This window comes from Burkholderia singularis (genome assembly GCF_001718875.1).
In the GTDB taxonomy this organism is placed as follows: domain Bacteria; phylum Pseudomonadota; class Gammaproteobacteria; order Burkholderiales; family Burkholderiaceae; genus Burkholderia; species Burkholderia singularis.
On the sequence record NZ_CP013448.1, the window covers coordinates 1165528 to 1190832 of the forward strand.

The window sequence follows — 25305 nt, forward strand, 5'->3', positions numbered from 1 at the left end:
AGCATCGAATCATGAATCAGCAAACCGAACCTTTCCTGAGCGTGGCTGCCGACACCGACGGCTTCAAGCAAGTGCACGTGTCGCGTCCGCACGAATCCGCGCATCTGCACGTGAGCGGCCGCGCGACTTATACCGACGACATCGCGCTCGTCGCCGGCACGTTGCATGCGGCGCTTGGCCTGTCCGCGAAGCCGCATGCGAAGATCGCGTCGATGCGGCTCGACGCGGTGCGCGCGGCGCCCGGCGTCGTTGCGGTGCTGACCGCGGACGACATTGCGGGCGTGAACGATTGCGGGCCGGTCGTCCACGACGATCCGGTGCTCGCGCCCGGCGTCGTTCAGTATGTCGGGCAGCCGATTTTCGTCGTCGTCGCCACGTCGCACGACGCCGCGCGGCGTGCCGCGCGCCGCGCGCAGATCGAATACGATCCGCTGCCGGCGGTCCTCACCGCGCAGCAAGCGCGCGCCGCCGAATCCTACGTGGTGCCGCCGATGACGCTCGCGCGCGGCGAGGCGGCCGCGCAGATCGAACGCGCCGCGCATCGCGACGCGGGCGAGCTGACGCTCGGCGGCCAGGAGCAGTTTTATCTCGAAGGGCAGATCGCCTACGCGGTGCCGAAGGAAGACGGCGCGATGCATGTGTACAGCTCGACGCAGCATCCGAGCGAGATGCAGCACGTGGTGGCGCGCCTGCTTGGCGTGGCGTCGCACGACGTGCTCGTCGAATGCCGCCGCATGGGCGGCGGCTTCGGCGGCAAGGAATCGCAGTCGGGCCTGTTCGCGTGCTGCGCGGCGCTTGCCGCATGGAAGCTGCAGCGCCCGGTCAAGCTGCGCCCGGATCGTGACGACGACATGATGATCACCGGCAAGCGCCACGATTTCCATTACCGGTACGACGTCGGCTATGACGACGCGGGCGTGATCACCGGCGTCTCGGTCGACATGACGTCGCGCTGCGGGTTTTCCGCCGACCTGTCCGGGCCGGTGATGACGCGCGCCATCTGTCATTTCGACAATGCGTACTGGTTGCCCGACGTGTCGATTACCGGCCGCTGCGGGAAGACGAACACGCAGTCGAACACCGCGTTTCGCGGCTTCGGCGGCCCGCAGGGCGCGTTCGCGATCGAGTACATCATCGACAACATCGCGCGCGCGCTCGGCCGCGATCCGCTCGACGTGCGCCGCGCGAACCTGTACGGCAAGACCGAGCGCAACGTGACGCCCTACGGCCAGACGGTCGAGGACAACGTGCTGCACGAGCTGATCGACGAGCTGGAGGCGACGAGCGACTATCGCGCGCGCCGAGCCGCGACGCGTGCGTTCAATGCGGCAAGTCCGGTGCTGAAAAAAGGCATCGCGCTGACGCCGGTGAAGTTTGGCATCGCGTTCAACGTCGCGCATTTCAATCAGGCGGGCGCGCTCGTTCATATCTATACCGACGGCTCGATCCTCGTGAATCACGGCGGCACGGAGATGGGCCAGGGGCTCAACACGAAGGTTGCGCAGGTGGTGGCGCACGAGTTGGGCGTGAGCTTCGAGCGCATCCGCGTGACGGCGACCGATACGAGCAAGGTCGCGAACACGTCGGCAACCGCGGCGTCGACCGGCTCGGATCTGAACGGCAAGGCCGCGCAGGACGCCGCGCGCCAGTTGCGCGAGCGGCTCGCCGCGTTCGCTGCCGGGCATTTCGGCAACGGCGCCGCGCAGCCGGCCGACGTGCGCTTCGCCTATGACGGCGTGCGGATCGGCGATGCCGTCGTGCCGTTCGACGAGGTGGTGGCGCACGCCTATCGCGCGCGCGTGCAGCTGTGGTCCGACGGCTTTTACGCCACGCCGAAGCTGCATTGGGATCAGGCGACGCTGACGGGCCGGTCGTTTTTCTACTATGCATACGGCGCGGCCGTCTCGGAAGTGATCGTCGATACGCTTACCGGCGAGATGCGCGTGCTGCGCGCGGACGTGCTGCACGACGTCGGCGCGTCGCTGAATCCGGCGATCGACATCGGGCAGATCGAAGGCGCGTTCATCCAGGGGATGGGCTGGCTCACGACCGAGGAGCTGTGGTGGCGCGACGACGGCACGCTGATGACGCATGCGCCGTCGACTTACAAGATCCCGACCGTCAACGATTGCCCGCCGGATTTTCGCGTGAAGCTGTTCGACAACCGCAATGCCGAGGACAGCATTCACCGGTCGAAGGCGGTCGGCGAGCCGCCGCTGCTGCTGCCGTTTTCGGTGTTCTTCGCGATTCGCGATGCGATTGCGTCGGTGGGCGGCGATGCGATCAATCCGCCGCTCACGGCGCCCGCGACGGGCGAGGCGATTCTGCGCGCGGTGCAGGCGGTGAGCGGGGGGCGGGCGCGGTGAATGGGGCGTCGTGCGGCGGCCAGAGGCGCCAAGGTTGCCCGGCCTGCCGCGACTGGGGGCTTAAGGGCGCGCCGCAATCCTGAGGTTGCCGGGTGTGGCCTTGGCGTCGGCGTTGCGAAGCGTTCCGGCCGAGGCTCCTATCCTGGCAGCCCCTGATTTCCGGAAGAACCGGTTTCAGCGAAGATCGTCGGCGTTTGCCTTCCAACCCTCGCGCCGGGCACCGCCATGATGATGAGATCTTCGCTGACACAGTATCTTCGCCGCGCGCCGCGGCTTGCCGCAGCCATTGCTGCTGCCGTTGCCGTTGGCGTAGCCGCCGCGCCGGCCGGCGCGGCCGAATTGCACGTGATGAATTCCGGCGGCTTCACGGCTGCGTACAAGCTGCTCGCGCCGAAATTCGAAGCGGCGAGCGGCAATACGCTCGACATCGCCTGGGGACCGTCGATGGGCGCGACGCCCGAGGCGATTCCGAATCGGCTCGCGCGCGGCGAGCCGGCCGATGTCGTGATCATGGTCGGCTACGCGCTCGACAAGCTGATCCGCGAAGGCAAGATCGATCCGGCTTCACGCGTCGAGCTGGCCGATTCGCGTATCGGGGCGGTCGTGCGCGACGGCGAGCCCGCGCCCGACATCAGCACGCCCGAGGCGCTGAAAGCGGCGCTGTTGCAGGCGAAATCGGTGGCGTATTCGGATAGCGCGAGCGGCGTGTATATTCGCGACGCGCTTTTCAAGCGCCTGGGCGTCGAGGCCCAGGTCGGGCCGAAGGCGACGATGGTGCCGCGCGTTCCGGTCGCCACGAAGGTCGCCGACGGCACGTATGCACTCGGCTTCCAGCAGGTGAGCGAATTGTTGCCGGTGCCGGGGGTGACGTTCGTCGGCAAGATTCCGGAGCCGTTGCAATCGATCACGCGCTATGCGGGCGGCATTCCGGTCGGCGCGCAGCATCCGCGTGAAGCGCGCGCGTTGCTCGACTATCTTGCATCGCCGGGCGCCGCGGCCGATATCCGGAAGACCGGGCTCGATCCGGTTCCCGCGCGCTGATGCACGATGTCCCGGCGCGATGGCGGCGGGGCGCCTCATGGATCGCGGACCGGCATCGCGGGGCGGTTCCGTGACGCAGCCGTATCGGGCGTTTGCGCCGCCGGGCGGCGGCTGGCGACGCCGGCGCGGGGCGAAGACTCGCCGCCTTGGCGGCCCGTGCGCGGCGATGCCAGCCGCGCGTATCGCGGCGCGCGTCGGCGGCATGCCGCTGACGTCGCAGGTACACTCGCGAGTTCAGTTCGCGCGGCGTGCGTCGCGCTCGTTCAAAACGGCAGAGAGATCCATGCAAGCGCATCAACCCTATTTCGACGAACTCGTCGCCGCTTGCGACGCGATTCGCGACTGGCTCGCGGGCGACGCATCCGGGCCCGCCGCGCTCGACGCGCTGATGGCGCATTTCGCGCCCGGCTTCACGATGATCGGCACGGACGGCCATCTCTACGATCACGACGCGTTGCGCGCGCTGTTCGCCCGGCTCGCGGGCCGCAAGCCGGGGCTGGCGATCACGTTTTCGCAGATGCGCGCGCTCACCGTGCTCGGCGAACTCGCGATCGTCAGCTACGTCGAGCACCAAACGGATGCGACGGGTGCGCTGCCGTCGCGCCGGTCGACGGCGGTGTTCGAGCGCGATCTGCGCACGGGGCGGGTGCGTTGGTCCCATCTGCAGGAAACTTTCTGTCACGCTTGATCCGACCGCCGGCTCGATGAGCGTCGATCATGGCGCGCCGCGCCGTCAGCGAAGCACGCCCGCCCGCGACGCACGACGCGCCGTCATGCAAGGCCCGACGGCAGCGTGCTGATCCGCGTGACTTCCTTCGATTCCAGCCAGCTCGGCGTGCGTGCGCAATAGAGCACCATCGGCAGCGCATCCTCGCCCCAGAATAGCTGACGGTTCAGCCAAAACGTCGGCACGCCGAACACGCCGAGCGAGATTGCATCGTCCGTATTGCGGCGCAACTGTGCACGGGTTTCGTCCGACGCGAGCCGCGGATCGTCGTGCGCGATTCCGACTCGTCCGCAGAGTTCAGCGAAATTACCAGGTTCAACCGGATCACGGCCTTCTCGCCAGATGAAGCGGAAAATCTCGCGTATCGCATGGAAGTCGCCATTCAGCAGCGTCGCGAGCAACAGCACGCGCGACGCGTCGAACGGGTGCGCAGGCGGCATCTTGAACGCAATGCCGAGCTGCTCGGCGCGAAAAAGCGCGTGCCGATAAGTGAAAACGCGTTTCGCCGGCACGTCGGACGTCGGGCGCTGGCCCCAGTGACGATGCAGATCCAGCAGCGATACGGGCGTGAGCGCGAACGATACGCGCGGCCACTTGCCATGCTGTTCGAGCAGCAGGTACGAGAACGGCGACACGAAATCGTAAAACCATGCCGGCTGCGAAGCGTCGATGCCGACGGTCATCGAGGATCTCCTGACGGAAGGGACGCAACGGGCGGCGTCGTGTCGCAATGTTACGCGGCGGCGGGGACAAATGCAGCCGTCGCGGGGATGGCCGGGGCCGATACGTATCGGCTCGGGCGTATTGCGCCGCGCTCCGGTGAACCGGGTACTGGCCGGCGCGGCATGGGTCATACGAACGTCACGGATGCTTGTGCCGTTCTTCAGCGGGGCCGGGCCGCGGCGCGTTCGCGAACGGCGCATCGGCGGCGGGCGTGCCGGCGGGCTGCGTATCGCCGTTATCGCCGTTATCGCCGTGCGGCGCAGTGCTATCGCCATGCGGCGCGTCGTGCGCGGGCGGGCTGCCCGCGGCGGCCGGCGCGCCGCTTGCGTGCGCCGGCCGCGATTGCGGCTCGCGTGCGATCAGCCGCTCGCGCACGAAGCCGATGTGCTCGCGCAGTACGTAGAACTGCCCCGCGTAAGCGAGCGGCATCTTCATCCGGTTGACCGCGTTCTCGACGTTATCGAGCCTATCGAGCAGCGCGGCGCGCTGCCGGGCGGTGTGCTCGCCGAGCGCGCCGCGCTCCAGCGCGATCAGCGCACCGTACCAGCGATAGATCCGCGAGCGCACACGCCAGCCGTATAGCGCCGGCACGAGCCGCAGCCCCGGAATCAGCACGACGATGAGCGGCACCACGATAAAGAGCAGCCGGTCGACGAGGCTCGCGACCCAGAACGGCATCTTCCGGTACAGAAAGGTCTTGCCGGATTTGTAATAGCGCGCGGCGTCGTCCGACAGCGGGAAGCTGCTGCGCGTGACGGGCGACGGGAATTCGTCGGCGCGCTGCAGGATCGTCGCGCGATGGTGGACGTCGCGCGCGGCTTCGATGAGCAGATCGGAGAGCGCCGGATGCAGCGTGTCGCGCGCAATCAACTCGATGGTGGGCGACAGCGTGTGGATGTCCGTGGGCGGCAGGTTGGTGCCGGGATCATAGACGCCCATCGGCAGCGTGATTTCCGTCAGATAGGGGAAGCGCCGCGTGTACGCCTCCGCCTGCGTAAACGAATAGAAATGCACGCCCGGTGCGCGAAAGAGTTTCGCCATCACTGGAATCTGCGTCGAATCGCCGGATAGGAACGCGGCGTCGATCCGGCCTTCGGTCAGCGCGCGCGCCGCGTCCTCGCCCGACAGCGGCAGCAGCTCGGTCGGCCCGCCCGGCACGATGCCGTTCATCTTCAACAGGGCCAGGCCGAGTTCGTGCGCGCCCGCGCCCTCGGCGCCGATCGCGAGCCGCTTGCCATTGAACTGCGACAGCCGCTCCACCACGGGGCCGCGGTAGAGTATCGCGAGCGGCACGTAGCCGATGCTGCCGAGCGATACGAGATTCTCGTGCTTGTCCTTACGGTCGATGCCGCTTTGCACGAAGCCGATGTCGACGCGCTGCGCCGGATCGGACAGCCGCGCGAGATTCTCGGCCGAGCCGGCGGACGGGAGCACGTTGAGCGTGACGCCATTTTTTGCAAGGATCTGCTTATATTTTTGCGCGGCAAGCCAGTTCGAACTGCCGGGCGGGCCTGCGGAGATGGTCAGCGATGTCGGCGGCGCGGGCTGCAGGAGGGCGATGGCGAGCCAGATCGCGGCGGCTGTCAGCAGCACGGTCGGCCCGATCGACATCGCGAGATCGCGCCACGACACCGCGACGAAGCGGGCGACGATCGGATGCTGCCGGGAGCGGCGTGGCGGGGTTGGCTTCATGGGCGGGGTGACGGCTGGCGATCTGCTCGCGGCGATAGTACCCGAGTTCGCCGCCATTGCGGCGCTTGGGGCCGCCGCGGTGCCGCACCGCATGCCCGTTGCGCGAATACTTGGCGCACGTGCGGACTGTGGATTACATTGTGCGGGGCCGTCGCGTCGGTGTTCTTATCGCGAACCCGTTGTGCTGCGCCGGCCGTGGTGCCCGTCAAAATCAATCAGAAATCAGGAGAGCATATGAAATCGATCGTATCGAAGGCACTCGGGGGCGTGATCGTCCTGGCGCTCACGGGCGGCAACGTGTTTGCGCAGGCAAGCGACGCGGCGCCGGGCGCCTCGGCGCCCGCGGCGGCTGCGCAAAGCGCGTCGAAGGCAGCCGCCAAGAGCGCGCGGCACGCGAACCGCAAGCTCGGCTACGCGGTGCGCAAGGCGATTTCGAAAGCCAACGGGGTGGATGTGTCGAACATTACCGTGCGCTCGAAAGGCGGCGGCGCCGTGACGCTCGAAGGGTCGGTGCCGGATGCGTCGCAGATCGACAAGGCGGTCTCGGCGGCCAAGAGCGTCGCGGGCGTGACGTCGGTGACCAACAAGCTGTCCGTGCAAATGCAGTGAGGCGGTGACGCGCGCGGGGCGGCAGCGCGCATCCGGCGCGCCGCCGCCCGCGGCGCGCGCTGGCCGGGAGGCGACGGCGTTCGCCGCGGACAGCGCAAGACAACAGGGGGCGGGAAATGACGAGGATCGCAGTCCGATCGAAGCGGGCATGGCTGCTGGCGCTCGCGTGCGTCAGCAGCGCGCTGCTCGGCGCGTGCAACGGCGACGATGGCGCACCGGTCAATACGCAGCCGGATTTCATCGCGGGCAATGTGAGCGTGAGCGCTTACGACGGCGCGAGCGACGATCTGCTGACGGCCGGGCTCGGCAAGACCGGGCTGGGCAGCGCGACGCGGCCCGGCTTCGCGAATCCGGCGCAGCCGAGCGCGGCGGAACTGCGCCGTCTGGCGATCTACACGAACTATCGCGCGCTCGTCGATATGACGCCGAACGGCGGTTACGGGCGCTTCTGGGGACCGAACGTCGATCTCGCGGGCCACGATACGCTCGGCGAAGGCAAGATCCCCGGCACCGAATATCTTGCCTACTCGGACGACGGCAGCGGCCGCAAAAACGTCACGCTGCTCGTGCAGGTGCCGGCGAGCTTCGATCCGGCGAATCCTTGCATCGTGACGGCGACGTCGTCGGGCTCGCGCGGCGTGTACGGCGCAATCGCGACGGCGGGCGAATGGGGGCTCAAGCGCGGATGCGCGGTCGCATACAACGACAAGGGCGGCGGCAACGGCGCGCACGAAATCGGCACGAACCGGATCACGCGGATCGACGGCACGCTCGCGGACGCGTCGAGCGCCGGGCACGCGAGCCTCTTCACCGCGAGCGAGCCGGGTTCCGCGCTTGCCGCGTTCAATAGCGCGTATCCGTACCGCTATGCGTACAAGCATGCGCATTCGCAGCAGAACCCGGAACAGGACTGGGGGCGCGTGACGCTGCAGGCAGTCGAATTCGCGTACTGGGCGCTCAACGAGCAGTACGGCCCGCGCATCGGCGACCGGCACCACGGCATCCGCTACCGGCCCGGCGACATCACGACGATCGCCGCATCGGTCAGCAACGGCGGCGGCGCGGCGCTCGCGGCGGCCGAGCAGGACACGCGCGGCTGGATCACGGCGGTCGTCGTCGGCGAGCCGCAAATCAACGTGCGGCTCGCGCCGGGCGTGACGGTCGAGCAGAATGGCGTGAGCGTGCCGTCGTTCGGCCGGCCGCTCGCCGACTACGCGAGTCTCGCGAACCTGCTTCAGCCGTGCGCGGCCGCCGCGCCCGCGGTGGCCGGCGCGCCGTATCTCGGCACGCTGCCGCTTGCGCAGACGCAAGCGATCCGCGCGCAGCGCTGCGCGACGCTCGCTGCAGCCGGGCTCGTCGCGGGCGCGGACACGCCGAGCCAGGCAAGCGACGCGCTTGCGCAGCTTCATGCGGCCGGCTATCTTGCCGATTCCGATCTGTTGCACGCGCCGATGTGGGATTCGCAGGCGATTCCGGCGATCGCCGTCACGTATGCGAACGCCTACACGCGTTCCGGCGTCACCGACAATCTTTGCAATTTCAGTTTCGCGACGACGAACCCGGCGACGGGTGCGGTCGCACCGGCGTCGGTGTCGCCGATGACGAATCTGTACGGAATGGGCAACGGCATTGCGCCGACCAATGGCATCAACCTCGTGTTCAACGGCGCCGTGGGCGGCGTCGATCATCGGCTGGCGACGCCCGATGCAAGCTTCGCGGGCGCGCTGTGCCTGCGTCAGATCTGGAGCGCGAATCAGCTCGGCATCGGCGCGAGCGTCGATGCGGTGCGCGTCAACGCGAATCTGCGACACAAGCCGGCGATCATCGTGCATGGCAGAAGCGACGCGCTCGTGCCCGTCAATCACGCGTCGCGTGCCTACGTCGCGCAGAACAGCCTGGCCGAAGGCAGCCGGAGCCAGCTTTCGTTCTACGAAGTGACGAACGGCCAGCATTTCGATGCGTTCCTGTCCGCGCCGGGTTTCGATACGCGTTACGTGCCTGTCCACTATTACGATCTGCTCGCGCTGAATCTGATGTGGAGTCATCTGAAAAACGGCACGCCGCTGCCGCCGTCACAAGTGATTCGCACGACGCCGCGCGGCGGCACACCGGGCTCGGCGCCCGCGCTGTCGGCGGCGAATCTGCCGCCGATCGATCCGGCGCCGGGTGCGGCCAATGCGATCAAGGCGAGCGCGGGCGTGATCGACGTGCCGCTCTGATTTTGCTCCGGCGCGCGATTTCGGTTTTTTTCGTTATGCGTTTTGCATTGTCATTGCCGGCCGCGCCGACGGGCGGAATGCCGGTTTTTGCCGGCCGGCCGCCCGGCGCGGATCGGGCTGAATCGGATGACGCGGCGAGCGCCGATTGCCGATTGTCCGAACGCGGCGAGCGCGGTCGGCCGTTTGCCGGGCGCTTGCGCGCCGAAGTGCAGCCCTGAGCGTTCGTCAACCTGAACGCTGAGCTGACCCGCACGCCATGCAGGCCTCCGCCGTCCAAACCCGGCGAGCGGGGGGCGCGGCGATACGCTGCGGTACGCGCCAAATAGCGGGCGGCCTTCGCGGCGGCTCGGCCCGGCCAGCCGCGTTGCAGATTCGGCTCGCGGGCGCTACGCGAGCACCAGCTTCGCGCCGACCGCAACCAGCGTCGCCGCCAGCACCCGCCGTAGCAGGCTTTCCGGCGCGCGCGCCGACAGGTGGCTGCCCGCCACGATGCCGGGCAGCGAGCCCAGCAGCAGCGATGCCAGCATCGACCAATCGACCGAGCCGAGCAGCCAATGCCCGATACCCGCGACGAGCGTGAGCGGAACCGCGTGCGCGATATCGGAGCCGACGATCCGGGTCGTCGTGAGCGCCGGGTAGAGAAGCAGCAGCACGGTCACGCCGATCGCCCCCGCGCCGACCGACGTCAGCGACACGAGCACGCCGAGCACGATACCCGTCACGACAGTCGCGACGAGCGTGCGCGCGGGGCTCGGCGGCAGCGCGCGCGCATGCCGCGCGGCAAGCGCCGCGAGCTGCGGCCGGAACAACAGCGACAGCGCGGTCAGCAGCAGCGCCGCGCCGAGCACGCACTCGATCATCCGGCCCGTACTCTGCGCATGCAACCCGCGCGTATGCAGAATCCATAGCGTGGCGGTGGCGGCGGGCACGCTGCCTGCCGCGAGCCGGGCGGTGATTCGCCAGTCGACCGTGCCTTTGAGCCCGTGCACGAACGTACCGGTGGCTTTCGTGACCGCCGCGTACAGCAGATCGGTGCCGACCGCCGTCGCCGGATGGACATTGAACAGCAGGACGAGAATCGGCGTCATCAGCGAGCCGCCGCCGACGCCCGTCAAACCGACGAGAAAGCCGACGAAGAGGCCGGACAGGGAGTACAGCAGATCGATATGAGGCAACGGCATCGGCGGGGGCGTTAGGCGTTTGAAAGTGACGGGCGGCGGGCTGCCAAGGCCCGCCATTGTCGCAAAACTCGCGCGCCGGCGCCGGAGCGCGCAAAAACGGGCCGCCGGATGGTATCGCGCGCGCGGCGCCGGCTTGCGTTCGACAGGCGCGTGCAAGCGCGGTGTCGCGCCGCGGCTGGCGCGCGAGGTTTCACGCGCGGCGAGGCGCGAATTGCGAACGCCGGGGCGTCGGCGGCGGGCGGGCAACGGGAACCGGGCCGCCGTCGGCCGCGCGTGAGGAGCCGCGGATCTGACGCAGGCAAGTGGCGCGCAGCGTGCGACGTCACCGGGCCGGGTGAATCGCGCGCGGAATAACGCATCGTCCGCCGCGCCTTTGCGTCGGTGAAACAGGCGGCTTCAATCGCCCGGCAGGCGCGCGTATCACCGATCTCCGCGCGAGCCGCTTTGCCATGCCGGTCGCGTCAATGCGCGGTGCTGCGCAGCTCGGCGTCGCCGGCTGTCCGTGCCGGGGCGCGCAGCGCGAACCCGAGACATGCGGCAAGCGCGGCGAAGATCGCGCCGCAGACGAATGCCGCGTGATAACCGCCATTGAGAGCGGATTGTGCCGAAATGTGCGCGGCAGCGAGCGCGTCGGTGCGTGCGGCGGCGATGCTGGCGAGCACCGCGAGGCCGAGCGCGCCGCCCATCATGAACGACGTGTTGACGATGCCCGACGCGAGCCCGGAATCGTTCGGTGCGACGTCGCTCATCGCGGCGAGCAGCACCGGATTGAACGCGATGCCCGCGCCGAAGCCGAGTAGCGCCATGCCGGGCAGCACATGCGCGACGAAGCTGCCGTTCGCCGGAGCCTGGGCGAACAGCGCGAGACCGAGCGCGGCGGCGGCAAGCCCGAAGGCGATCGGCGCGCGGATACCGAAGCGCATCACGATCTTCGCCGACAGCCCGAGCGAGAATGCCGCCATGATCAGATTGGCGGGCAGAAACGCCAGGCCGACTTCGAGCGGCTGGTAGCCGAGCACGCGCTGCATATAGAGCGCGGACAGGAAAAACCACGCGAACATCGCGGCGGCCCACAGCACGCCGATCGCGTTCGCGATCGCGACATTGCGCTTGGCGACGAGCGCAAGCGGCATCAGCGGATGCGCGACGCGCGCCTCGATGCCGATGAACGCCGCGAACAGCGCTGCCGCCGCGCCAAGCAGCGCGATCGTTTGCGTCGACAGCCAGCCGGCTTCGTTGCCGTTGACGACGCCGTAGACGGCAAGCATCAGCGACGCGGTGACGGTGATGGCGCCCGCGACGTCCAGGCGTGCGCCGGCCGCCTGCGCGCGGATTTTCGGCAGCAGCGCGGCGGACAGCGCGTAGACGGCCACGCCGATCGGCAGATTGACGAGGAAGATCCAGTGCCAGCTCAGTGCGCTCGTCAGCACGCCGCCCAACAGCACGCCGAGGCTGCCGCCGCCTGCGCAGACGAAGCCGTAGACGCCCATCGCCTTCGCCCGCTCGCCGGGCTCGGTGAACAAATTCATGATCAGCGACAGCGACACCGCCGAGACCACCGCGCCACCCGTTCCCTGCACCGCGCGCGCGGCGATCAGCACCGCCTGAGATTGCGCGATGCCGCAGGCGAGCGACGCGAGCGTGAAAAGCGTCAAGCCGGCGAGGAATATCCGTCGATGGCCGTACAGATCGCCGAGCCGGCCGCCGAGCAGCAGGCAGCCGCCGAACGTCAGCATGTACGCGTTGACGACCCACACGAGCGCGGTTTCGGAAAAATGCAGGTCCGTGCCGATCGACGGCAGCGCGACGTTGACGATCGTCGAATCGAGCACGATCATCAGCACGCCCAGACAAAGAACGATCAGCGCATACCAGCGCTTTTCACCATGAATGCCGTGCGTCATCGCGCGCGTCTCCTTTGTTTGATACGGAACGCGCAGCATTGTAAGCGGGTTGGGGCGGCCGCTGCTGCCGGTTGCTGACACCCGCACGGCATGCGCGGGCCGCGCCGCGCGACGAACGCGCGAGCCGCGGCGCATGGCGGGCTCGCGCATGTCGCGCGTACTGGGCGCGCCGCTCGGAAGGGCGGCTTAGCGGCGCAACGTGTCGAGCGCCGTGCGGCCGACGGCCGGATCGTCGGTGAAGAAGCCGTCGATGCCCGCGCGCAGGTATGCCTGAATTTCGCGCACCGAGCCGGACGTATTGCGCGCGCTCGGCGCACCGCCGTCCTTCAGCGAGGCGGGCAGGAAATTGTTTTCCGGCCGGAACGTATACGGATGCACGAGCAGTCCCGCCTCGTGTGCGTTGCGCACGTAGTCGGTCGGTTGCTGCAGCGTGCCGTTCGCGTCGACGGGAATGATCGACGTCTTGTACGGGCCGACCGCATTCGCATACGCTGCGATTTCACGCATGCCGCGCTGTGTCGACAGATCGCCATAGGTGCGCGCGTCGCCCGCCTTCACGAAGTCGTATGGCTGCTGCTTGGGCTCGTCCATCAGTTGCACGAGCTTCCAGTTCGGCTGGCTCGCGCCGATGCGGTTCCGGATCGCCTTCAGATTCGCGACTTCGAACGACTGGATGTAGATGGTCGCGTCGCGCGCGGTGTAGGTGTCCTTGCGCAGTGCGTCGATCAAGCGGTCCTCGAGCGGCAGGCCGATCGACTGGAAGTAGGTCGGATGCTTGGTTTCCGGATAGAGGTGGATCGTGCGGCCGACCTGCGTGGACATCTGCTTGGCGAGCGCGATGATCTCGTCGAAGGTCGGGATCTCGAACTGATCGTTGTAGCTGGTGTTTGCCGGACGAAATTGCGCAATCCGCTCGCGCGCGCGCAGCGTCTTGAGTTCGGCGAGCGTGAAGTCCTCGGTGAACCAGCCGGTCAAGCGGACGCCATCGATCGTCTTTGTCGTCTTGCGGCTCGCGAATTGCGGCAGTGTCGACACGTTCGTCGTGCCGGAGATTTCGTTCTCGTGGCGCGCGACGAGCACGCCGTCACGCGTTGCGACGAGATCGGGCTCGATGACGTCCGCGCCGTCCTCGATGGCCTTGCGATATGACGCAAGCGTGTGCTCGGGGCGCAGCGCGCTCGCGCCGCGATGGCCGATGACCTGTACCTTCGCGGCGATCGGGCGCGTGTAGTTCGGGTCGTCGTCGCCGCCACACGCGGCAAGTGTGAGCGCCGCGGCGCAGCCGAGCACGACGGGCGCGCATGCGAACGAGCGTTTGAAGAGCATATCGTCGATCCTGTGAGATGAAAGGGGGAAGAACAAGGAGACATCGGAGCACGGGCATGCCGACACGGGTTGCCGCTGCCGACCGGGATGCGATCCTCGCAGCGAATCATTACATATATATTACTTGTTCTGTCTGTGCTCTTTCGATGCCGGGCGCAGCCTGATAAGCGCGGCTATCAGCGCGGCTGCGCGGCCGGCGGGAGCCGCGCCTCGATGCGATGCGCGGCGGCGTGGCTCGCCGGCATCGGGCAATGCCGAAGGCTCGATGCCGGACGATCAGGTAAACGAAACGAAGCGCGTGCGAGCGCGGCCCGACTTCGACGCAACGTCAGCGCGTGACGATCGCGGCGATGCCAAGCCCGATAAAGAGCGCGCCCGCCAGATAGCGGCCGACGGTCATTGCCAGGCCGCCGGGCGCCGCGCGCTTGCGCAGCGGATGGGCGAGCGCGATGCAGACCAGATCGGCGAGCGAGAACAGCAGATTCGCGGATGCGCCGAGCAGGAAAAGCTGCCAGCCGACATCGAGCGGCGCCGACGGATCGACGAATTGCAACAGGAACGACAAATAGAAGAGCGCCGACTTCGGATTCGATGCCTCGATCAGCGCACTCGACGAGATCACGTTTTTCGGCATCTGCGATGGCGCGCCGCCGGCGTCGGGTCTGGCGCGCACGCGCTGGATGCCGAGCCAGATCAGATAGGCGCCGCCCGCGATGCGCAGCGTGTGATAGAGCCACGGCGACGTGTTCAGCACGACGACTGCGCCGATCGCAACCGCGCCAATCTGCAAGAGCGCGCCGAGATGGATGCCGAGCGCCGACAGCGCGCCCGCGCGCCGCCCATGCTGGAGCGTCAGCGAGACGGTTTGCAGCAACGCCGGGCCCGGAATGAAGCCGAAGCCGAGACAAGTTACGATGAATGCGAACGTAGGGCTCAACGTCATCGGGAATCGCTCGTCGTGAGAGAGGTGTTCGGATGCTCCCACGCATGGGCTCGCAGACGCAACGGCCGAGACGACGGGCTTACAGTATGGCGACGCGGCCGGACAATCGAACGAACCGCAGCGCAAGACGGGTGCCGCCGGGCTCAGAGCCGCTTGTAATGGAACGTCGTCGAACAGGGCGCGCCGTCGGGCATCAGCGCGTAGTTTGGCACGACGCCGACGCATTGCCAGCCGGCGCTCTGGTAGAGCCGCTCGGCGTCGCTGCCCGTTGCCGTATCGAGTACGAGGAGCGTTTTGCCGAGCTCGCGCGCGGTGTCGTCGAGTGCCGCCAGCAGCCGCCGCGCGACGCCCTGGCGGCGCGCGTCGCGTCGCACCAGCATCTTCGCGACGTCGGCACGATGCGGTTGGTTTTCCGGCAGGCCGACGATCATCTGCACGGTGCCGACAACGCGCCCATCGGCCTGCTCCGCGACGAACAGCACGCGCTCGCCGCGCGCGACGCACGCGGCCACATCGCGCCAAAAAGCGCACGCGCGCTCGGGCGCGAGCGGCGCCATGAAGCCGACCGACGCGCCGCCGTCGACGCAGTCGAGCAGCACGTCGGCGAGCGCGTCGACATATGCGGCCGCCTCGTTTGGGCCGATCCGGCGTATGCCGATGGCGTCGATTGCGTCGTTCATCCGGATCGTCCTGTGTGCGCGGCGGGCGCTGATGCGAGCGCGACGACATAACGCGCGGTCTTGCGGCCCGGATTGAAGAAGAGGGTCGGACGATCGATGCGCATCGCGAGGCAGTCGCCGGCCGCGACGCGCCACGTGTCATCGCCAGTCGTGATGTCCATCTCGCCGTCGAGCATCCAGATTTGTTGATGAACGTCGGCGTTGCGCTCGCCGGCATCGTAGGCGATACGTCCGCCGGCGGGGAACCGCACTTCGACGAGCGTGAGCGGCGATGGCATCGACGGCGACAACGTCCGGCGCACGTAGCCCGACGCCGGATCTTTCCAGACCGGCTGCTCGGCCGCGCGCGCGAGCGGCGAGGCGGTTCGTTCGGCGGGCTCGTCCTCGAACAGCGACGCGAGCGGCACGCCGAGCGCGGTGGCGAGCCGCTCGAGCACAACGGCCGTCGGGCTGCTCTGCGCGCGTTCGATCAGCGAGATGTTCGAGCGGCTCACCTTGCTGCGCTCGGCTAGTGCATCGAGCGAATAGCCGTGGAAATCGCGCAATGCGCGCACGCGCCGGGCGATCAATTGGTTGACATTCATGCGGTCTAGTATATTGGAGGAAAATCCAAAATACTAGATTGCGACGGAAAGCGGCTCACGGTATGCGTGGCGGGTCATGCATCAGACCGGGCCATCGATCCGGATTGCGCGCACCGCGGAATGCGTAGCCGCTTCGGCGCGCGATGCGCGCATCCGCGCGAACGTTGCCGCGTTCGATATCCTCGTCACGCATGCCGACGGCGCCAAATCGCCCGCGGGCTTATTGGCTTGCCGCCGCAGCCGCGCCCGATGCGCGCACGACCGGCCATTGCATCTCGCCTTTAATGACTTTCGCGCTGATCTCGAGCGACGACACGTCGCCGAGATTCGGATAGCGCGCCTTCATCGCCGCGATCAGTTCCGCGGCATTCTTGGCCTTGGCCGCTTGCGCCTCGAACGCGATCAGATAGTCGCGCGTGAACTTCACGGCCGCGAGCGAGTAAGGCTTGCTGCCGTCCGGATTCGCGAGGTAGTGGCCCGGCACGACGCGCGCCGGATGCAACGCGGCAATCCGGTCGAGCGTCTCGATCCAGTGGCGGCGCGACTCGGGCGTTTGCGTGTCGGCAATCCACACGTGGATGTTCGCCGCGACGGGAATGCCGCCCACCACGGCGCGCTCGGACGGAATCGATAAGAACGTGCGCTCGGGAGTCGGGCCGTCGAGGCCGACGACGCGCAGCTTATGGCCGTCGAGCGTCAGCGTGTCACCGTCGAGCGGCTGCGGGACAACGAGCGCATGCGGGGCGTTGTCCTTCAGGATCGGCCCCCAGTAGGCGAGCTTGTCGTCCTTGTTGGCATTGATCGCGGCGACCGTTTGCGGTGTCGCGACGATTTTTGCGTCCGGGAACGCGGCCTTGATCGTATCGAGGCCGAAGTAGTAGTCCGGATCGCTATGGCTCACGTAGACGAGCTTGAGCGGCTTGCCGGTTGCTTTGATCTTGTCGACCAGCGCCTGCGCGTCGTTGCGCTGGAATTGCGCGTCGATCAGGATCGCGCCCGTGCGGCCGGTGACGATCTCGGACGAAACGGGAAAGACGCTTTTTTCTCCGGGGTTGTAGACATCGATCCGTAGCGTCGACCGGTTACTTTGCGCATGGACGAGGCTCGAGCCGAGGACGGATGCCGCCGTGACGGCGAGTGCTGCGATGATGCGCAAGGGCATAAAGGACTCCGCGGTAAAAAAGCATGGGTTCGCACCGGCCGCGTGGCGCATGGCGCGCTAGGCGGGTGAGCCGGTGATAGTATCTGCGATACTGGTAGTTACCAGCGGAAACTATAGACGGGGTGGCGATGATGGAAAAGAGCGTACTTGAGAGTCAGCAGGTTACCGGCGAGCAACCGTCGCTGCTCGACGCGCCGCGCGACGGCAACGTTTACGCGGCGCAATGCCCGACCCGGCATGTGCTCGACCGCATCGCGGACAAATGGACTGTCCTGATTCTTGCGTTGCTTGCGCATCGGCCGCTGCGCTTCAATACGTTGCTGCGGCATATCGAAGGCTTGTCGCAGAAGGTCTTGTCGCAAACGCTCAAGCGGCTCGAGCGGGACGGCCTCGTTGCCCGCACGGCTTATCCGACGATGCCGGTTTCGGTCGAATATGCGCTCACGCCGCTCGGTCAGACGCTCGCGGCCTCGGTCTGGCCGCTCATCGCATGGGCGGAGTCGAATATCGGCGCGGTGCTCGATGCGCGCGCCGCCTACGACGAACAGCGGAATGTGACGGCGGTGTAGCGTCGCGCGCGCCGCCCAGCATGTAGGCGCACCCGGCTTACCATTTGCGCGCGGACGTGATGATGTGATGATCGTGGCGCCGGCCATGAAGGTCGCGATGGCGACGCGGTTTCGCGGCAGCGCGCCGCGCGGCTGGCACGGCGTGCGGCGCACGCTGCCCGCAGGCACCGAGACTGGCGCCTCTGCGCACCCGCAGGCAGCGTGCGCCGGTCACGGCAACGCCCCCGCTTGTTCGACGCCGAGCGCGCCGACGAGCTTCGCCGTGATGCAATCCGATCGCGCGGGCCAAGCGCGCGGTGCCGCCGGGTTCGCCGCGCTGCCGCGCGTTTCGGCTAGATCGACAGACAGATCTTGCCGAAGTGCTTGCCCGCGGCCTGATGACGGAATGCTTCGGCAATGTCGTCGAGTGCGAACGTGCTGTCGATCACCGGCTTGATGCCCGTCGCGTCGATCGCGCGCACCATGTCGATCTGATGCCGGCGGCTGCCGACAATGAGACCTTGCAGCTTTTGCTGCCGCGTCATCAGCGTGACGGTCGGCACGGGGCCTGCGATGCCCGTGAGCACGCCGATCAACGCGATGTGGCCGCCGATCCGGCACGCGGCGATCGATTGCGGCAGCGTGTCGGGCCCTCCCACTTCGATCACGTAATCGGCGCCGACGCCGCTCGTTTGTTCAAGCACCTTCGCGGCCCAGTTTGCGTCGCGCCGGTAATTGACGACGTGATCGGCGCCGAGCGTCCGCGCGTGCTCGAGCTTCTCGTCCGACGACGACGTGACGATCACGCGCGCGCCCATTTGCTTTGCGAATTGCAGCGCGAAGATCGATACGCCGCCCGTGCCGAGTACGAGCACGGTGTCGCCGGCCTTCAGGCGGCCGTCGACTACGAGCGCGCGCCATGCAGTCAGGCCGGCTGTCGTCAGCGTCGCGGCTTGCTCGTGCGTATAGCCGCTTGGCGCGCGCGTGAACCAGTGCGCGGGCCGCACGACGGTTTCGCGCGCATAGCCGTCGACGCCGTCGCCAGGCACCGTCGCGAAATCCGCGGTCGTCGGAGCGCCGTCGAGCCATTGCGGGAAGAACGTCGATACCACCGCATCGCCGGGCGCGAACTCCGTGACGCCTTCGCCGATCGCTTCGACGACGCCCGCGCCATCCGACATCGGAATGCGCTTGTCGGCCGTGTTCATTCTGCCGGTGACGACGCCGAGATCGTGATAATTGAGCGAGCTTGCGTGGATGCGCACGCGAATTTCGCCGGCGCCCGGCGCGCCCGGATCGGCGAGCGTGACGCGGGCGAGCTGTTCGAGGCCAGCGGGCTGGCGCAGCATGATGGCTTTCATGTTCCGACTCCTGTGAATGGCGAGCGCACGGTGGTGCGCTGCGAGATCGACGTTGATCGAATTGTCTCGACGTACTTCGATGTGCGCAAGAACGTACAATTAAAGCTGGTACTGTCAATTATGTAGGTATGAACATGCGACCCAAGCGACTGGACAGCAAGAGCGGATGCGATGTCGAAGTGACGCTTTCCGTGATCGGCGGATTGTGGAAGCCCGTCATTCTGTTTCATTTGCTGCGTGGCAAGCGGCGCTTCATGGAGTTGACGCGGCTCATGCCCAATACGACGCAGCGGATGCTGACTTTGCAGTTGCGCGAGCTGGAGGCGGATGGCATCGTCGCGCGCCATGTCTATCCGCAGGTGCCGCCGAAGGTTGAATACGAGCTGACGCCGCTTGGCCAGACGCTCGCGCCGGTATTGATCAGCCTGCGCGAGTGGGGCGAATCGTATCGGGAGCGTCAGACGGGTGCCGTGAACGACCGGCCGGCGTGCGAAGACATTCCGTTGAAGCAAAAGCGGGCGTCCGGCATGGAGAATGCGGCATAGCGCGGCATCGCGCATTGCTTTCGTCGTCGGCCGACGGTCTTTCGGATTGCCGGATAGGCGGGCGGCGCGATCGCAATCGATTTAGATTTTTTGGGAATTTTTGAAATCCTACGAAATCGGATTTGATTGCTCAGATAAGAAATATCGACATTGAATGCGCGATGAGGAGATCGCCATTTATGCAAATGGTTGGTAGCTGGCCGAATGAAAAACAATTAACGACGAATGAAAGAGAGTGAATTTGCGCGTCCGGCCGGCAGAGGTGCGCGTGAATGGTGTCAGCGTGCGATGCCGTATTGGTGGTGAGCTGAGTCGGATGAGCCGTTTTTTTATGAAGTCTCGGTATGTTTGATTTTATTTTTGATGAATTTCTGGCGAGCGGCGTATAGGACCGTGATATGCATTTCATCAGCGATCATGTAACGGAAAATTCATTTGTTACGTTACGCAAAACGTAACGACGCCGGTGGGCGGCGTAAGGGCGATTGTGCCTGCGTGGAGTTGAAACACTAAATACTCTGTTGTTCGGTTTCGTTGGGTGGAATGGTGTGTGGGCGACGGCCGAAATCGGTTGGCATGCTTTGTGCGCGGAGATTCTAGTCGCGACGGCGGCAGCATCCCTTCACACGAGATCACATCAATGAAACATCGCTTCAGGTCGACGGCCATCGCGCTATCGGCCACAGCGGCATTCAGCGCGATGCCGGCGCCTGCCGTTGCGCAACGGACGGGCTTCGGCACGGCCCGGGTTTCGGCCGGTGAACCCGGTAGCGCCAGCTTGGGCGGCGCGTGGGCCGCATCGACCGACGGCGTGCCGGATGTTGCGGCACGCGCTGGCGTTCGCGGCTCGACGGATATGCCAGGGTACGTGCGCGAGCCGGCCGTCGCGTTGCAGGGCGGCGGCCCTTCGGCGGGCGCGCCGGGCGACGCCGTGAGCCATGCCGGCGGCTTGCTTTCGAATACCTCGGGCGACCCGTCGAGCGCGACCATCGCGAGCAGTGCGGCCGCGGCGCAAGCGACGGCGGGTTCGTCGGTGGACGTGCTGGCTGTCGCGGCGAATGCCAGCCCGGTGGCGAATGCGCTCGGCGATGTCATGAACGTGCTGCCGGCCATCAACCCGGCGGGCGTTTTGACGAGCGCGCTCAATAACGTTGCGGAGGCGTTCGGCCGCGTTGGCTCGGGGGGCGGCAATCCGATCGTCCCGATTGCCAATGTCGTGAGCGGCGCGATCGATACGCTGGCGGCCGGCGAGCTGCGCCACTCCGCCGCGGCGGCGCTCGGCGCGGTTGCCCGCGCGTTGACGGGCGCGGGCGGGACGGGCGTCCTGCCGGACACGCAACCGGGCTACGCCGGCTTGCGTACAGCTGCGGACAGTGCAATCTCATTGGGCAGTGCCGCGCTCGGCAGCAGCACTGCGAATATCGCGCGTTCGGCGTTCTCGACGGGAGCCGCCGCGATCGGCAGCGCCATCGATTCGGTCGGTTCGTCGGCCGAAACGGTGCTGCGCGCATTGCCGGGCCTGGGGAGCACGATACCGAAGCCGATTGCGGGCTCAGGTGTGGGGGCGGCGAATCTGCGTGCCTCCGACGCCGCGCCTGCCCCGACGCGGGCAGGCGTTCTGTCGAGATAAAGTTCGCTGGCCGGCGGGCGAGGGTGCCGCGTGACGCGTACGCGCCTTTGCAATGCGGAAGCTAACCCGAGTCAACGGAGTGACACGGCACGGCCGCGGGCCGATGCCGTTTGTTTGCCCGCGCCGATATGGGCTGCATTTGTCTGCGGATTAGAGGGCGGAAGATCGTGCGCGGCGGCTGCTCGCGATAATCCGATCCATCCCTAAGATGCTGTGCGGCGTCCGCACGCAGCGCCCCGGCTTCGCATAGCGGATCGATCCGCATGAGCACCGAGATATGGGTCGACGCCGGGGCGGCAGAAGCCCCCTCTGCGGTTGCAGCGCGGGCGGGTTATTTCGCAGATCCTTGTTCTTAAAAAATTTTCTTCAATGGGGAAGCGCGAGCCGTTGGTTTCCGTGCGCCGTAACCCCTCCGAAATTTCTGCAATTCCCGCTTCTTGAATTTGTCAAAACCCGTCCATATAATTAGCACTCGCTGCACGAGAGTGCTAACAATTCCTGCCGGACGGTACACTGGCCGGCAGTTTCCCAGCGTTCTTCAGTCTCATTCAAGAGAGGAGTGAATATGAACCTTCGTCCGTTGCACGATCGCGTGATCGTCAAGCGCCTGGATCAGGAAACCAAGACCGCCTCGGGCATCGTGATTCCCGATGCGGCAGCTGAAAAGCCGGATCAAGGTGAAGTGCTCGCCATCGGTCCGGGCAAGCGCGATGACAAAGGCGCGGCGATCGCGCTCGACGTGAAGGTCGGCGATCGTGTGCTGTTCGGCAAGTACGCTGGCCAGACCGTCAAGGTCGACGGCCAGGAACTGCTCGTGATGCGCGAAGAAGACATCATGGCTGTGGTCAACGCCAAGTAAGCGTTCACTTAACGGTACATATTCTCAAGAATCCAAGGAGTTAGAAGATGGCAGCTAAAGACGTCGTATTCGGCGATTCCGCTCGCGCGAAGATGGTCGAAGGCGTGAACATTCTCGCCAACGCAGTGAAGGTCACGCTGGGTCCGAAGGGCCGCAACGTCGTGCTCGAGCGCAGCTTCGGCGGCCCGACGGTCACCAAGGACGGTGTGTCGGTCGCCAAGGAAATCGAGCTGAAGGACAAGCTCCAGAACATGGGCGCGCAAATGGTCAAGGAAGTTGCTTCCAAGACCAGCGACAACGCAGGCGACGGCACGACGACGGCAACCGTTCTCGCGCAATCGATCGTTCGCGAAGGCATGAAGTACGTCGCATCGGGCATGAACCCGATGGACCTGAAGCGCGGTATCGACAAGGCCGTTGCTGCGGCAGTCGAAGAGCTGAAGAAGATCAGCAAGCCGTGCACGACGAACAAGGAAATCGCGCAAGTCGGCGCGATCTCGGCGAACAGCGATTCGTCGATCGGCGATCGCATCGCTGAGGCAATGGACAAGGTCGGCAAGGAAGGCGTGATCACCGTCGAAGACGGCAAGTCGCTCGCCGACGAACTCGACGTCGTCGAAGGTATGCAGTTCGACCGCGGCTACCTGTCGCCGTACTTCATCAACAACCCGGACAAGCAAGTCGCTGTTCTCGAGAACCCTTACGTGCTGCTGCACGACAAGAAGGTCTCGAACATTCGCGATCTGCTGCCGGTGCTCGAACAAGTCGCGAAGGCAGGCCGTCCGCTGCTGATCATCGCTGAAGACGTCGAAGGCGAGGCGCTTGCAACGCTGGTCGTCAACAACATCCGCGGCATCCTGAAGACCGTTGCGGTCAAGGCGCCGGGCTTCGGCGACCGCCGCAAGGCAATGCTGGAAGACATCGCGATCCTGACCGGCGGCCAGGTCATCGCGGAAGAAACCGGCCTCACGCTCGAGAAGGCTACGCTGGCCGAACTCGGTCAGGCCAAGCGCATCGAAGTGGGCAAGGAAAACACGACGATCATCGACGGCGCAGGTGAAGCTGCGAACATCGAAGCGCGCGTCAAGCAAATCCGCACGCAGATCGAAGAGGCAACGTCGGACTACGACCGTGAAAAGCTGCAAGAGCGCGTGGCGAAGCTGGCCGGCGGCGTGGCGGTGATCAAGGTCGGTGCTGCGACCGAAGTCGAAATGAAGGAAAAGAAGGCGCGTGTCGAAGACGCGCTGCACGCCACGCGCGCGGCCGTTGAAGAAGGCATCGTCCCGGGCGGCGGCGTTGCGCTGATCCGCGCACGTACCGCGATCGCATCGCTGAGCGGCGCGAACGCTGACCAGAACGCCGGTATCAAGATCGTGCTGCGCGCGATGGAAGAGCCGCTGCGTCAGATCGTCACGAACGGTGGCGAAGAAGCGAGCGTCGTGGTGGCGGCAGTTGCTGCAGGCAAGGGCAACTACGGCTACAACGCGGCGACGGGCGAGTACGTCGACATGGTCGAAGCCGGCGTCGTCGACCCGACCAAGGTCACGCGCACCGCGCTGCAAAACGCGGCATCGGTTGCTGGCCTGCTGTTGACGACGGACGCAGCCGTTGCCGAGCTGCCGAAGGAAGACGCTCCGGCGCCGGGCGGTATGCCGGGCGGCATGGGCGGCATGGGCATGGACATGTAATCGGCATCACGCCGGTTGCATCGAGGAACGCGCGGCGACGCGCGTTCTCCCAAACGAAAACACCCGCGGCGACGCGGGTGTTTTCGTTTGGAGCGGCTGAACGCCGCAGGCCTGAAGCAGAAAGCGGGAAGCCGCAGCCCGGGCGTCCAACGATAGAACATTGCCGGCGCGGCGCGCGCCTTCGTCTCTTCGGCAAGCTCGCGCGGCGCGGTGATCGAGCGCGGGCGGCGGGGCGGCGTCAGCGCGCGCGCTTGCCGATCGCCGACGCCATCGGCGTTTCGTCATCATTGCTGCGCGCCCAGAAAAACCGATCCGGCAGATAGGCGCCCATGCCGGGCCGGAATGCGCCGCGCGCCGCCTGGTACAGATATTCCTGTGCTTCGCGCACCGCTTCCGGCGGCTCCTGGCCGTTCGCGAGCAGTGCGGCGATCGCCGCGCCGAGCGTGTCGGTGATGCCCATCAGCCGGTGCGGCGTGCGTTCCCACAAATCCTGCCGGATCTGGCCTTCCTCGCTGTACAGCGAGTTGACGAGCCGGTGCGAGCCTGTTTCCGTCGCCAGAATGTACTCGCAGCCTTGACTCAGCAAATGAGCCAGCGCGGTGTCCAGATTGGGCGCTTCGGCGTCGCCGTCGGGCTGCGCGAGCGCGAGAAGCGTCGCATGATCGGCAACGAGCAACGTCGTCTGGGGCGCGAGCAGGTCGGCGATCGATTCGCGCAACTCGTCGGCGGCGAGCACGTGCTCGTCGTCGAGCGTGAAATCCGGCGCGAGGACGAGTGGCACGCCGTCGTAGTCGGCGGCCACCTCGGCGATCGCGCTCACGACCTCGGCGCGCGTCGCGGCGCCGATCTTGAAGGCGGCGACGGGCATGTCTTCGAGCAGCATGCGCGCTTGCGCGGCGACGGTGTCGGGATCGAGCCCGGTGACTTCGTCGCATGCGGCGGAGTCGCGCACGGTATAGCCCGTCAGGACGGACACACCGTGACAGCCCATGCTTGCCAGGGTCATCAGGTCGGCTTGCAAGCCGGAGCCGCCCGTCGGGTCGGACAGGCCGAAAGTGAGGACGATCGGAGGGGTGTTGCTGGACATGGAAATGGGGAAAGAAAAAACGGTGAAGCGGGCCAGATGCGCCTGAGATGTGCGTGCGCGCAGCCATTATGAGGCGGAATTTGCCGAATCGAGCTTTTTTTTAACGTGATCCGGCACGCTGGCGCGCTAGAAGGCGGATTGCTAGGCAGCCCGGCGCCGACACGGTACCATCATGGCTCTTTTGAAATCGACGACTTTTCTTTACGCGGCTTAAGATGGAACATAAAAGCTGGATGTGCCTGATCTGCGGTTGGATCTACGACGAAGAAGCTGGGTTGCCGGAAGAGGGGATCGCTCCGGGCACACGTTGGGAAGATGTTCCCATCAATTGGACATGCCCCGAGTGCGGCGCGCGTAAGGAAGATTTCGAGATGGTTCAGATCTGACCGCCATCTCCGGCCGCCCGGTCCCGCGTGAGCGAGGGCGGGCG

At 66.4% G+C, this 25305-nt stretch carries 21 protein-coding genes and 1 pseudogene; 11 read left to right on the forward strand and 11 right to left on the reverse strand.

The features are described from left to right. Positions 1 to 11 precede the first annotated feature (11 nt). The 3 genes from xdhB (at position 12) to AQ611_RS05345 (ending at position 4095) form a co-directional block, all read left to right on the forward strand. On the forward strand, positions 12 to 2366 hold the full coding sequence (xdhB, locus tag AQ611_RS05335) for a xanthine dehydrogenase molybdopterin binding subunit (RefSeq protein WP_069233927.1): 2355 nt from the start codon (positions 12 to 14) through the stop codon (positions 2364 to 2366). A 231-nt stretch (positions 2367 to 2597) separates the two neighbouring features. Next, complete coding sequence (locus AQ611_RS05340) at positions 2598 to 3407, forward strand: substrate-binding domain-containing protein (protein ID WP_069235143.1); 810 nt, start codon at positions 2598 to 2600, stop codon at positions 3405 to 3407. Positions 3408 to 3690: 283 nt separating this feature from the next. Beyond that, the gene (locus AQ611_RS05345) at positions 3691 to 4095 is read left to right on the forward strand and encodes a nuclear transport factor 2 family protein (protein WP_069235144.1); all 405 of its coding nucleotides are present in this window, start codon (positions 3691 to 3693) and stop codon (positions 4093 to 4095) included. A gap of 83 nt (positions 4096 to 4178) precedes the next feature. Here the strand turns inward: AQ611_RS05345 and AQ611_RS05350 are convergent, their stop codons facing one another. Together AQ611_RS05350 and AQ611_RS05355 are read right to left on the reverse strand one after the other, a co-directional pair. After that, on the reverse strand, positions 4179 to 4817 hold the full coding sequence (locus tag AQ611_RS05350; RefSeq protein WP_069233928.1) for a 2-hydroxychromene-2-carboxylate isomerase: 639 nt from the start codon (positions 4815 to 4817) through the stop codon (positions 4179 to 4181). A gap of 178 nt (positions 4818 to 4995) precedes the next feature. Continuing rightward, the gene (locus AQ611_RS05355; protein WP_083237242.1) at positions 4996 to 6549 is read right to left on the reverse strand and encodes a TAXI family TRAP transporter solute-binding subunit; all 1554 of its coding nucleotides are present in this window, start codon (positions 6547 to 6549) and stop codon (positions 4996 to 4998) included. Positions 6550 to 6783: 234 nt separating this feature from the next. Between AQ611_RS05355 and AQ611_RS05360 the strand changes: the two genes are divergently transcribed. Together AQ611_RS05360 and AQ611_RS05365 are read left to right on the forward strand one after the other, a co-directional pair. Beyond that, positions 6784 to 7158, forward strand: coding sequence for a BON domain-containing protein (locus tag AQ611_RS05360; RefSeq protein WP_069233929.1), 375 nt, complete (start codon positions 6784 to 6786; stop codon positions 7156 to 7158). 116 nt (positions 7159 to 7274) lie between these two features. Further along, entirely contained in the window at positions 7275 to 9377 is a 2103-nt protein-coding gene (locus AQ611_RS05365) for a D-(-)-3-hydroxybutyrate oligomer hydrolase (protein WP_059520014.1), read from the forward strand. A gap of 386 nt (positions 9378 to 9763) precedes the next feature. On the opposite strand, the gene AQ611_RS05375 is transcribed toward AQ611_RS05365, so the two are convergent. The 7 genes and pseudogenes from AQ611_RS05375 to AQ611_RS05410 form a co-directional block, all read right to left on the reverse strand. Further along, on the reverse strand, positions 9764 to 10558 hold the full coding sequence (locus tag AQ611_RS05375; protein WP_069233931.1) for a sulfite exporter TauE/SafE family protein: 795 nt from the start codon (positions 10556 to 10558) through the stop codon (positions 9764 to 9766). A 461-nt stretch (positions 10559 to 11019) separates the two neighbouring features. Continuing rightward, positions 11020 to 12462 (reverse strand): DHA2 family efflux MFS transporter permease subunit, encoded by a 1443-nt coding sequence (locus AQ611_RS05385; protein ID WP_069235145.1) that lies wholly within the window; start codon positions 12460 to 12462, stop codon positions 11020 to 11022. A 186-nt stretch (positions 12463 to 12648) separates the two neighbouring features. Next, positions 12649 to 13788: a glycerophosphodiester phosphodiesterase gene (locus AQ611_RS05390; RefSeq protein ID WP_069233933.1), complete on the reverse strand. Its 1140-nt coding sequence runs from the start codon at positions 13786 to 13788 to the stop codon at positions 12649 to 12651. A gap of 328 nt (positions 13789 to 14116) precedes the next feature. Further along, the gene (locus AQ611_RS05395) at positions 14117 to 14731 is read right to left on the reverse strand and encodes a LysE family translocator (RefSeq protein ID WP_069233934.1); all 615 of its coding nucleotides are present in this window, start codon (positions 14729 to 14731) and stop codon (positions 14117 to 14119) included. 143 nt (positions 14732 to 14874) lie between these two features. Beyond that, positions 14875 to 15411 (reverse strand): GNAT family N-acetyltransferase, encoded by a 537-nt coding sequence (locus AQ611_RS05400; protein ID WP_069233935.1) that lies wholly within the window; start codon positions 15409 to 15411, stop codon positions 14875 to 14877. Next, positions 15408 to 15995 carry a helix-turn-helix domain-containing protein gene (locus tag AQ611_RS05405; protein ID WP_059520007.1) on the reverse strand — a complete coding sequence of 196 codons (588 nt, stop codon included), beginning with the start codon at positions 15993 to 15995 and terminating at the stop codon, positions 15408 to 15410. The genes AQ611_RS05400 and AQ611_RS05405 overlap by 4 nt, the downstream gene beginning before the upstream one ends. Before the next feature lie 223 nt (positions 15996 to 16218). Continuing rightward, positions 16219 to 17157: pseudogene (locus AQ611_RS05410) on the reverse strand (MBL fold metallo-hydrolase); the annotation flags it as partial. A gap of 131 nt (positions 17158 to 17288) precedes the next feature. Between AQ611_RS05410 and AQ611_RS05415 the strand changes: the two are divergent. Then, positions 17289 to 17726, forward strand: a complete 438-nt coding sequence (locus AQ611_RS05415; RefSeq protein WP_069235146.1) for a winged helix-turn-helix transcriptional regulator — start codon at positions 17289 to 17291, stop codon at positions 17724 to 17726. 332 nt (positions 17727 to 18058) lie between these two features. Here AQ611_RS05415 and AQ611_RS05420 read toward each other — a convergent pair whose 3' ends face one another. Further along, the gene (locus tag AQ611_RS05420) at positions 18059 to 19066 is read right to left on the reverse strand and encodes a zinc-dependent alcohol dehydrogenase family protein (RefSeq protein WP_069235147.1); all 1008 of its coding nucleotides are present in this window, start codon (positions 19064 to 19066) and stop codon (positions 18059 to 18061) included. Between the two features lie 134 nt (positions 19067 to 19200). Here AQ611_RS05420 and AQ611_RS05425 point away from each other — a divergent pair, with 134 nt between their 5' ends. From AQ611_RS05425 to groL, 4 genes are all read left to right on the forward strand, one after another. Continuing rightward, positions 19201 to 19611: a winged helix-turn-helix transcriptional regulator gene (locus tag AQ611_RS05425; protein ID WP_059520089.1), complete on the forward strand. Its 411-nt coding sequence runs from the start codon at positions 19201 to 19203 to the stop codon at positions 19609 to 19611. Between the two features lie 640 nt (positions 19612 to 20251). Continuing rightward, positions 20252 to 21241, forward strand: a complete 990-nt coding sequence (locus tag AQ611_RS05430) for a hypothetical protein (protein ID WP_069233937.1) — start codon at positions 20252 to 20254, stop codon at positions 21239 to 21241. A gap of 565 nt (positions 21242 to 21806) precedes the next feature. After that, positions 21807 to 22100, forward strand: coding sequence for a co-chaperone GroES (groES, locus tag AQ611_RS05435; protein ID WP_059520003.1), 294 nt, complete (start codon positions 21807 to 21809; stop codon positions 22098 to 22100). 47 nt (positions 22101 to 22147) lie between these two features. Continuing rightward, complete coding sequence (gene groL / locus AQ611_RS05440) at positions 22148 to 23788, forward strand: chaperonin GroEL (RefSeq protein ID WP_059520002.1); 1641 nt, start codon at positions 22148 to 22150, stop codon at positions 23786 to 23788. 238 nt (positions 23789 to 24026) lie between these two features. Here the strand turns inward: groL and thiD are convergent, their stop codons facing one another. Beyond that, positions 24027 to 24875, reverse strand: a complete 849-nt coding sequence (gene thiD / locus AQ611_RS05445; protein ID WP_059520001.1) for a bifunctional hydroxymethylpyrimidine kinase/phosphomethylpyrimidine kinase — start codon at positions 24873 to 24875, stop codon at positions 24027 to 24029. A 215-nt stretch (positions 24876 to 25090) separates the two neighbouring features. Here thiD and AQ611_RS05450 point away from each other — a divergent pair, with 215 nt between their 5' ends. Continuing rightward, positions 25091 to 25261: a rubredoxin gene (locus AQ611_RS05450; RefSeq protein WP_069233938.1), complete on the forward strand. Its 171-nt coding sequence runs from the start codon at positions 25091 to 25093 to the stop codon at positions 25259 to 25261. Positions 25262 to 25305 lie beyond the last annotated feature (44 nt).

Excerpts from the sequence above, each read along its gene's own strand:
- xdhB (WP_069233927.1), top strand. The coding sequence starts at position 12 with ATGAATCAGCAAACCGAACCTTTCCTGAGCGTGGCTGCCGACACCGAC.
- AQ611_RS05340 (WP_069235143.1), top strand. The coding sequence starts at position 2,598 with ATGAGATCTTCGCTGACACAGTATCTTCGCCGCGCGCCGCGGCTTGCC.
- AQ611_RS05345 (WP_069235144.1), top strand. The coding sequence starts at position 3,691 with ATGCAAGCGCATCAACCCTATTTCGACGAACTCGTCGCCGCTTGCGAC.
- AQ611_RS05350 (WP_069233928.1), bottom strand. The coding sequence starts at position 4,817 with ATGACCGTCGGCATCGACGCTTCGCAGCCGGCATGGTTTTACGATTTC.
- AQ611_RS05355 (WP_083237242.1), bottom strand. The coding sequence starts at position 6,549 with ATGAAGCCAACCCCGCCACGCCGCTCCCGGCAGCATCCGATCGTCGCC.
- AQ611_RS05360 (WP_069233929.1), top strand. The coding sequence starts at position 6,784 with ATGAAATCGATCGTATCGAAGGCACTCGGGGGCGTGATCGTCCTGGCG.
- AQ611_RS05365 (WP_059520014.1), top strand. The coding sequence starts at position 7,275 with ATGACGAGGATCGCAGTCCGATCGAAGCGGGCATGGCTGCTGGCGCTC.
- AQ611_RS05375 (WP_069233931.1), bottom strand. The coding sequence starts at position 10,558 with ATGCCGTTGCCTCATATCGATCTGCTGTACTCCCTGTCCGGCCTCTTC.
- AQ611_RS05385 (WP_069235145.1), bottom strand. The coding sequence starts at position 12,462 with ATGACGCACGGCATTCATGGTGAAAAGCGCTGGTATGCGCTGATCGTT.
- AQ611_RS05390 (WP_069233933.1), bottom strand. The coding sequence starts at position 13,788 with ATGCTCTTCAAACGCTCGTTCGCATGCGCGCCCGTCGTGCTCGGCTGC.
- AQ611_RS05395 (WP_069233934.1), bottom strand. The coding sequence starts at position 14,731 with ATGACGTTGAGCCCTACGTTCGCATTCATCGTAACTTGTCTCGGCTTC.
- AQ611_RS05400 (WP_069233935.1), bottom strand. The coding sequence starts at position 15,411 with ATGAACGACGCAATCGACGCCATCGGCATACGCCGGATCGGCCCAAAC.
- AQ611_RS05405 (WP_059520007.1), bottom strand. The coding sequence starts at position 15,995 with ATGAATGTCAACCAATTGATCGCCCGGCGCGTGCGCGCATTGCGCGAT.
- AQ611_RS05415 (WP_069235146.1), top strand. The coding sequence starts at position 17,289 with ATGGAAAAGAGCGTACTTGAGAGTCAGCAGGTTACCGGCGAGCAACCG.
- AQ611_RS05420 (WP_069235147.1), bottom strand. The coding sequence starts at position 19,066 with ATGAAAGCCATCATGCTGCGCCAGCCCGCTGGCCTCGAACAGCTCGCC.
- AQ611_RS05425 (WP_059520089.1), top strand. The coding sequence starts at position 19,201 with ATGCGACCCAAGCGACTGGACAGCAAGAGCGGATGCGATGTCGAAGTG.
- AQ611_RS05430 (WP_069233937.1), top strand. The coding sequence starts at position 20,252 with ATGAAACATCGCTTCAGGTCGACGGCCATCGCGCTATCGGCCACAGCG.
- groES (WP_059520003.1), top strand. The coding sequence starts at position 21,807 with ATGAACCTTCGTCCGTTGCACGATCGCGTGATCGTCAAGCGCCTGGAT.
- groL (WP_059520002.1), top strand. The coding sequence starts at position 22,148 with ATGGCAGCTAAAGACGTCGTATTCGGCGATTCCGCTCGCGCGAAGATG.
- thiD (WP_059520001.1), bottom strand. The coding sequence starts at position 24,875 with ATGTCCAGCAACACCCCTCCGATCGTCCTCACTTTCGGCCTGTCCGAC.
- AQ611_RS05450 (WP_069233938.1), top strand. The coding sequence starts at position 25,091 with ATGGAACATAAAAGCTGGATGTGCCTGATCTGCGGTTGGATCTACGAC.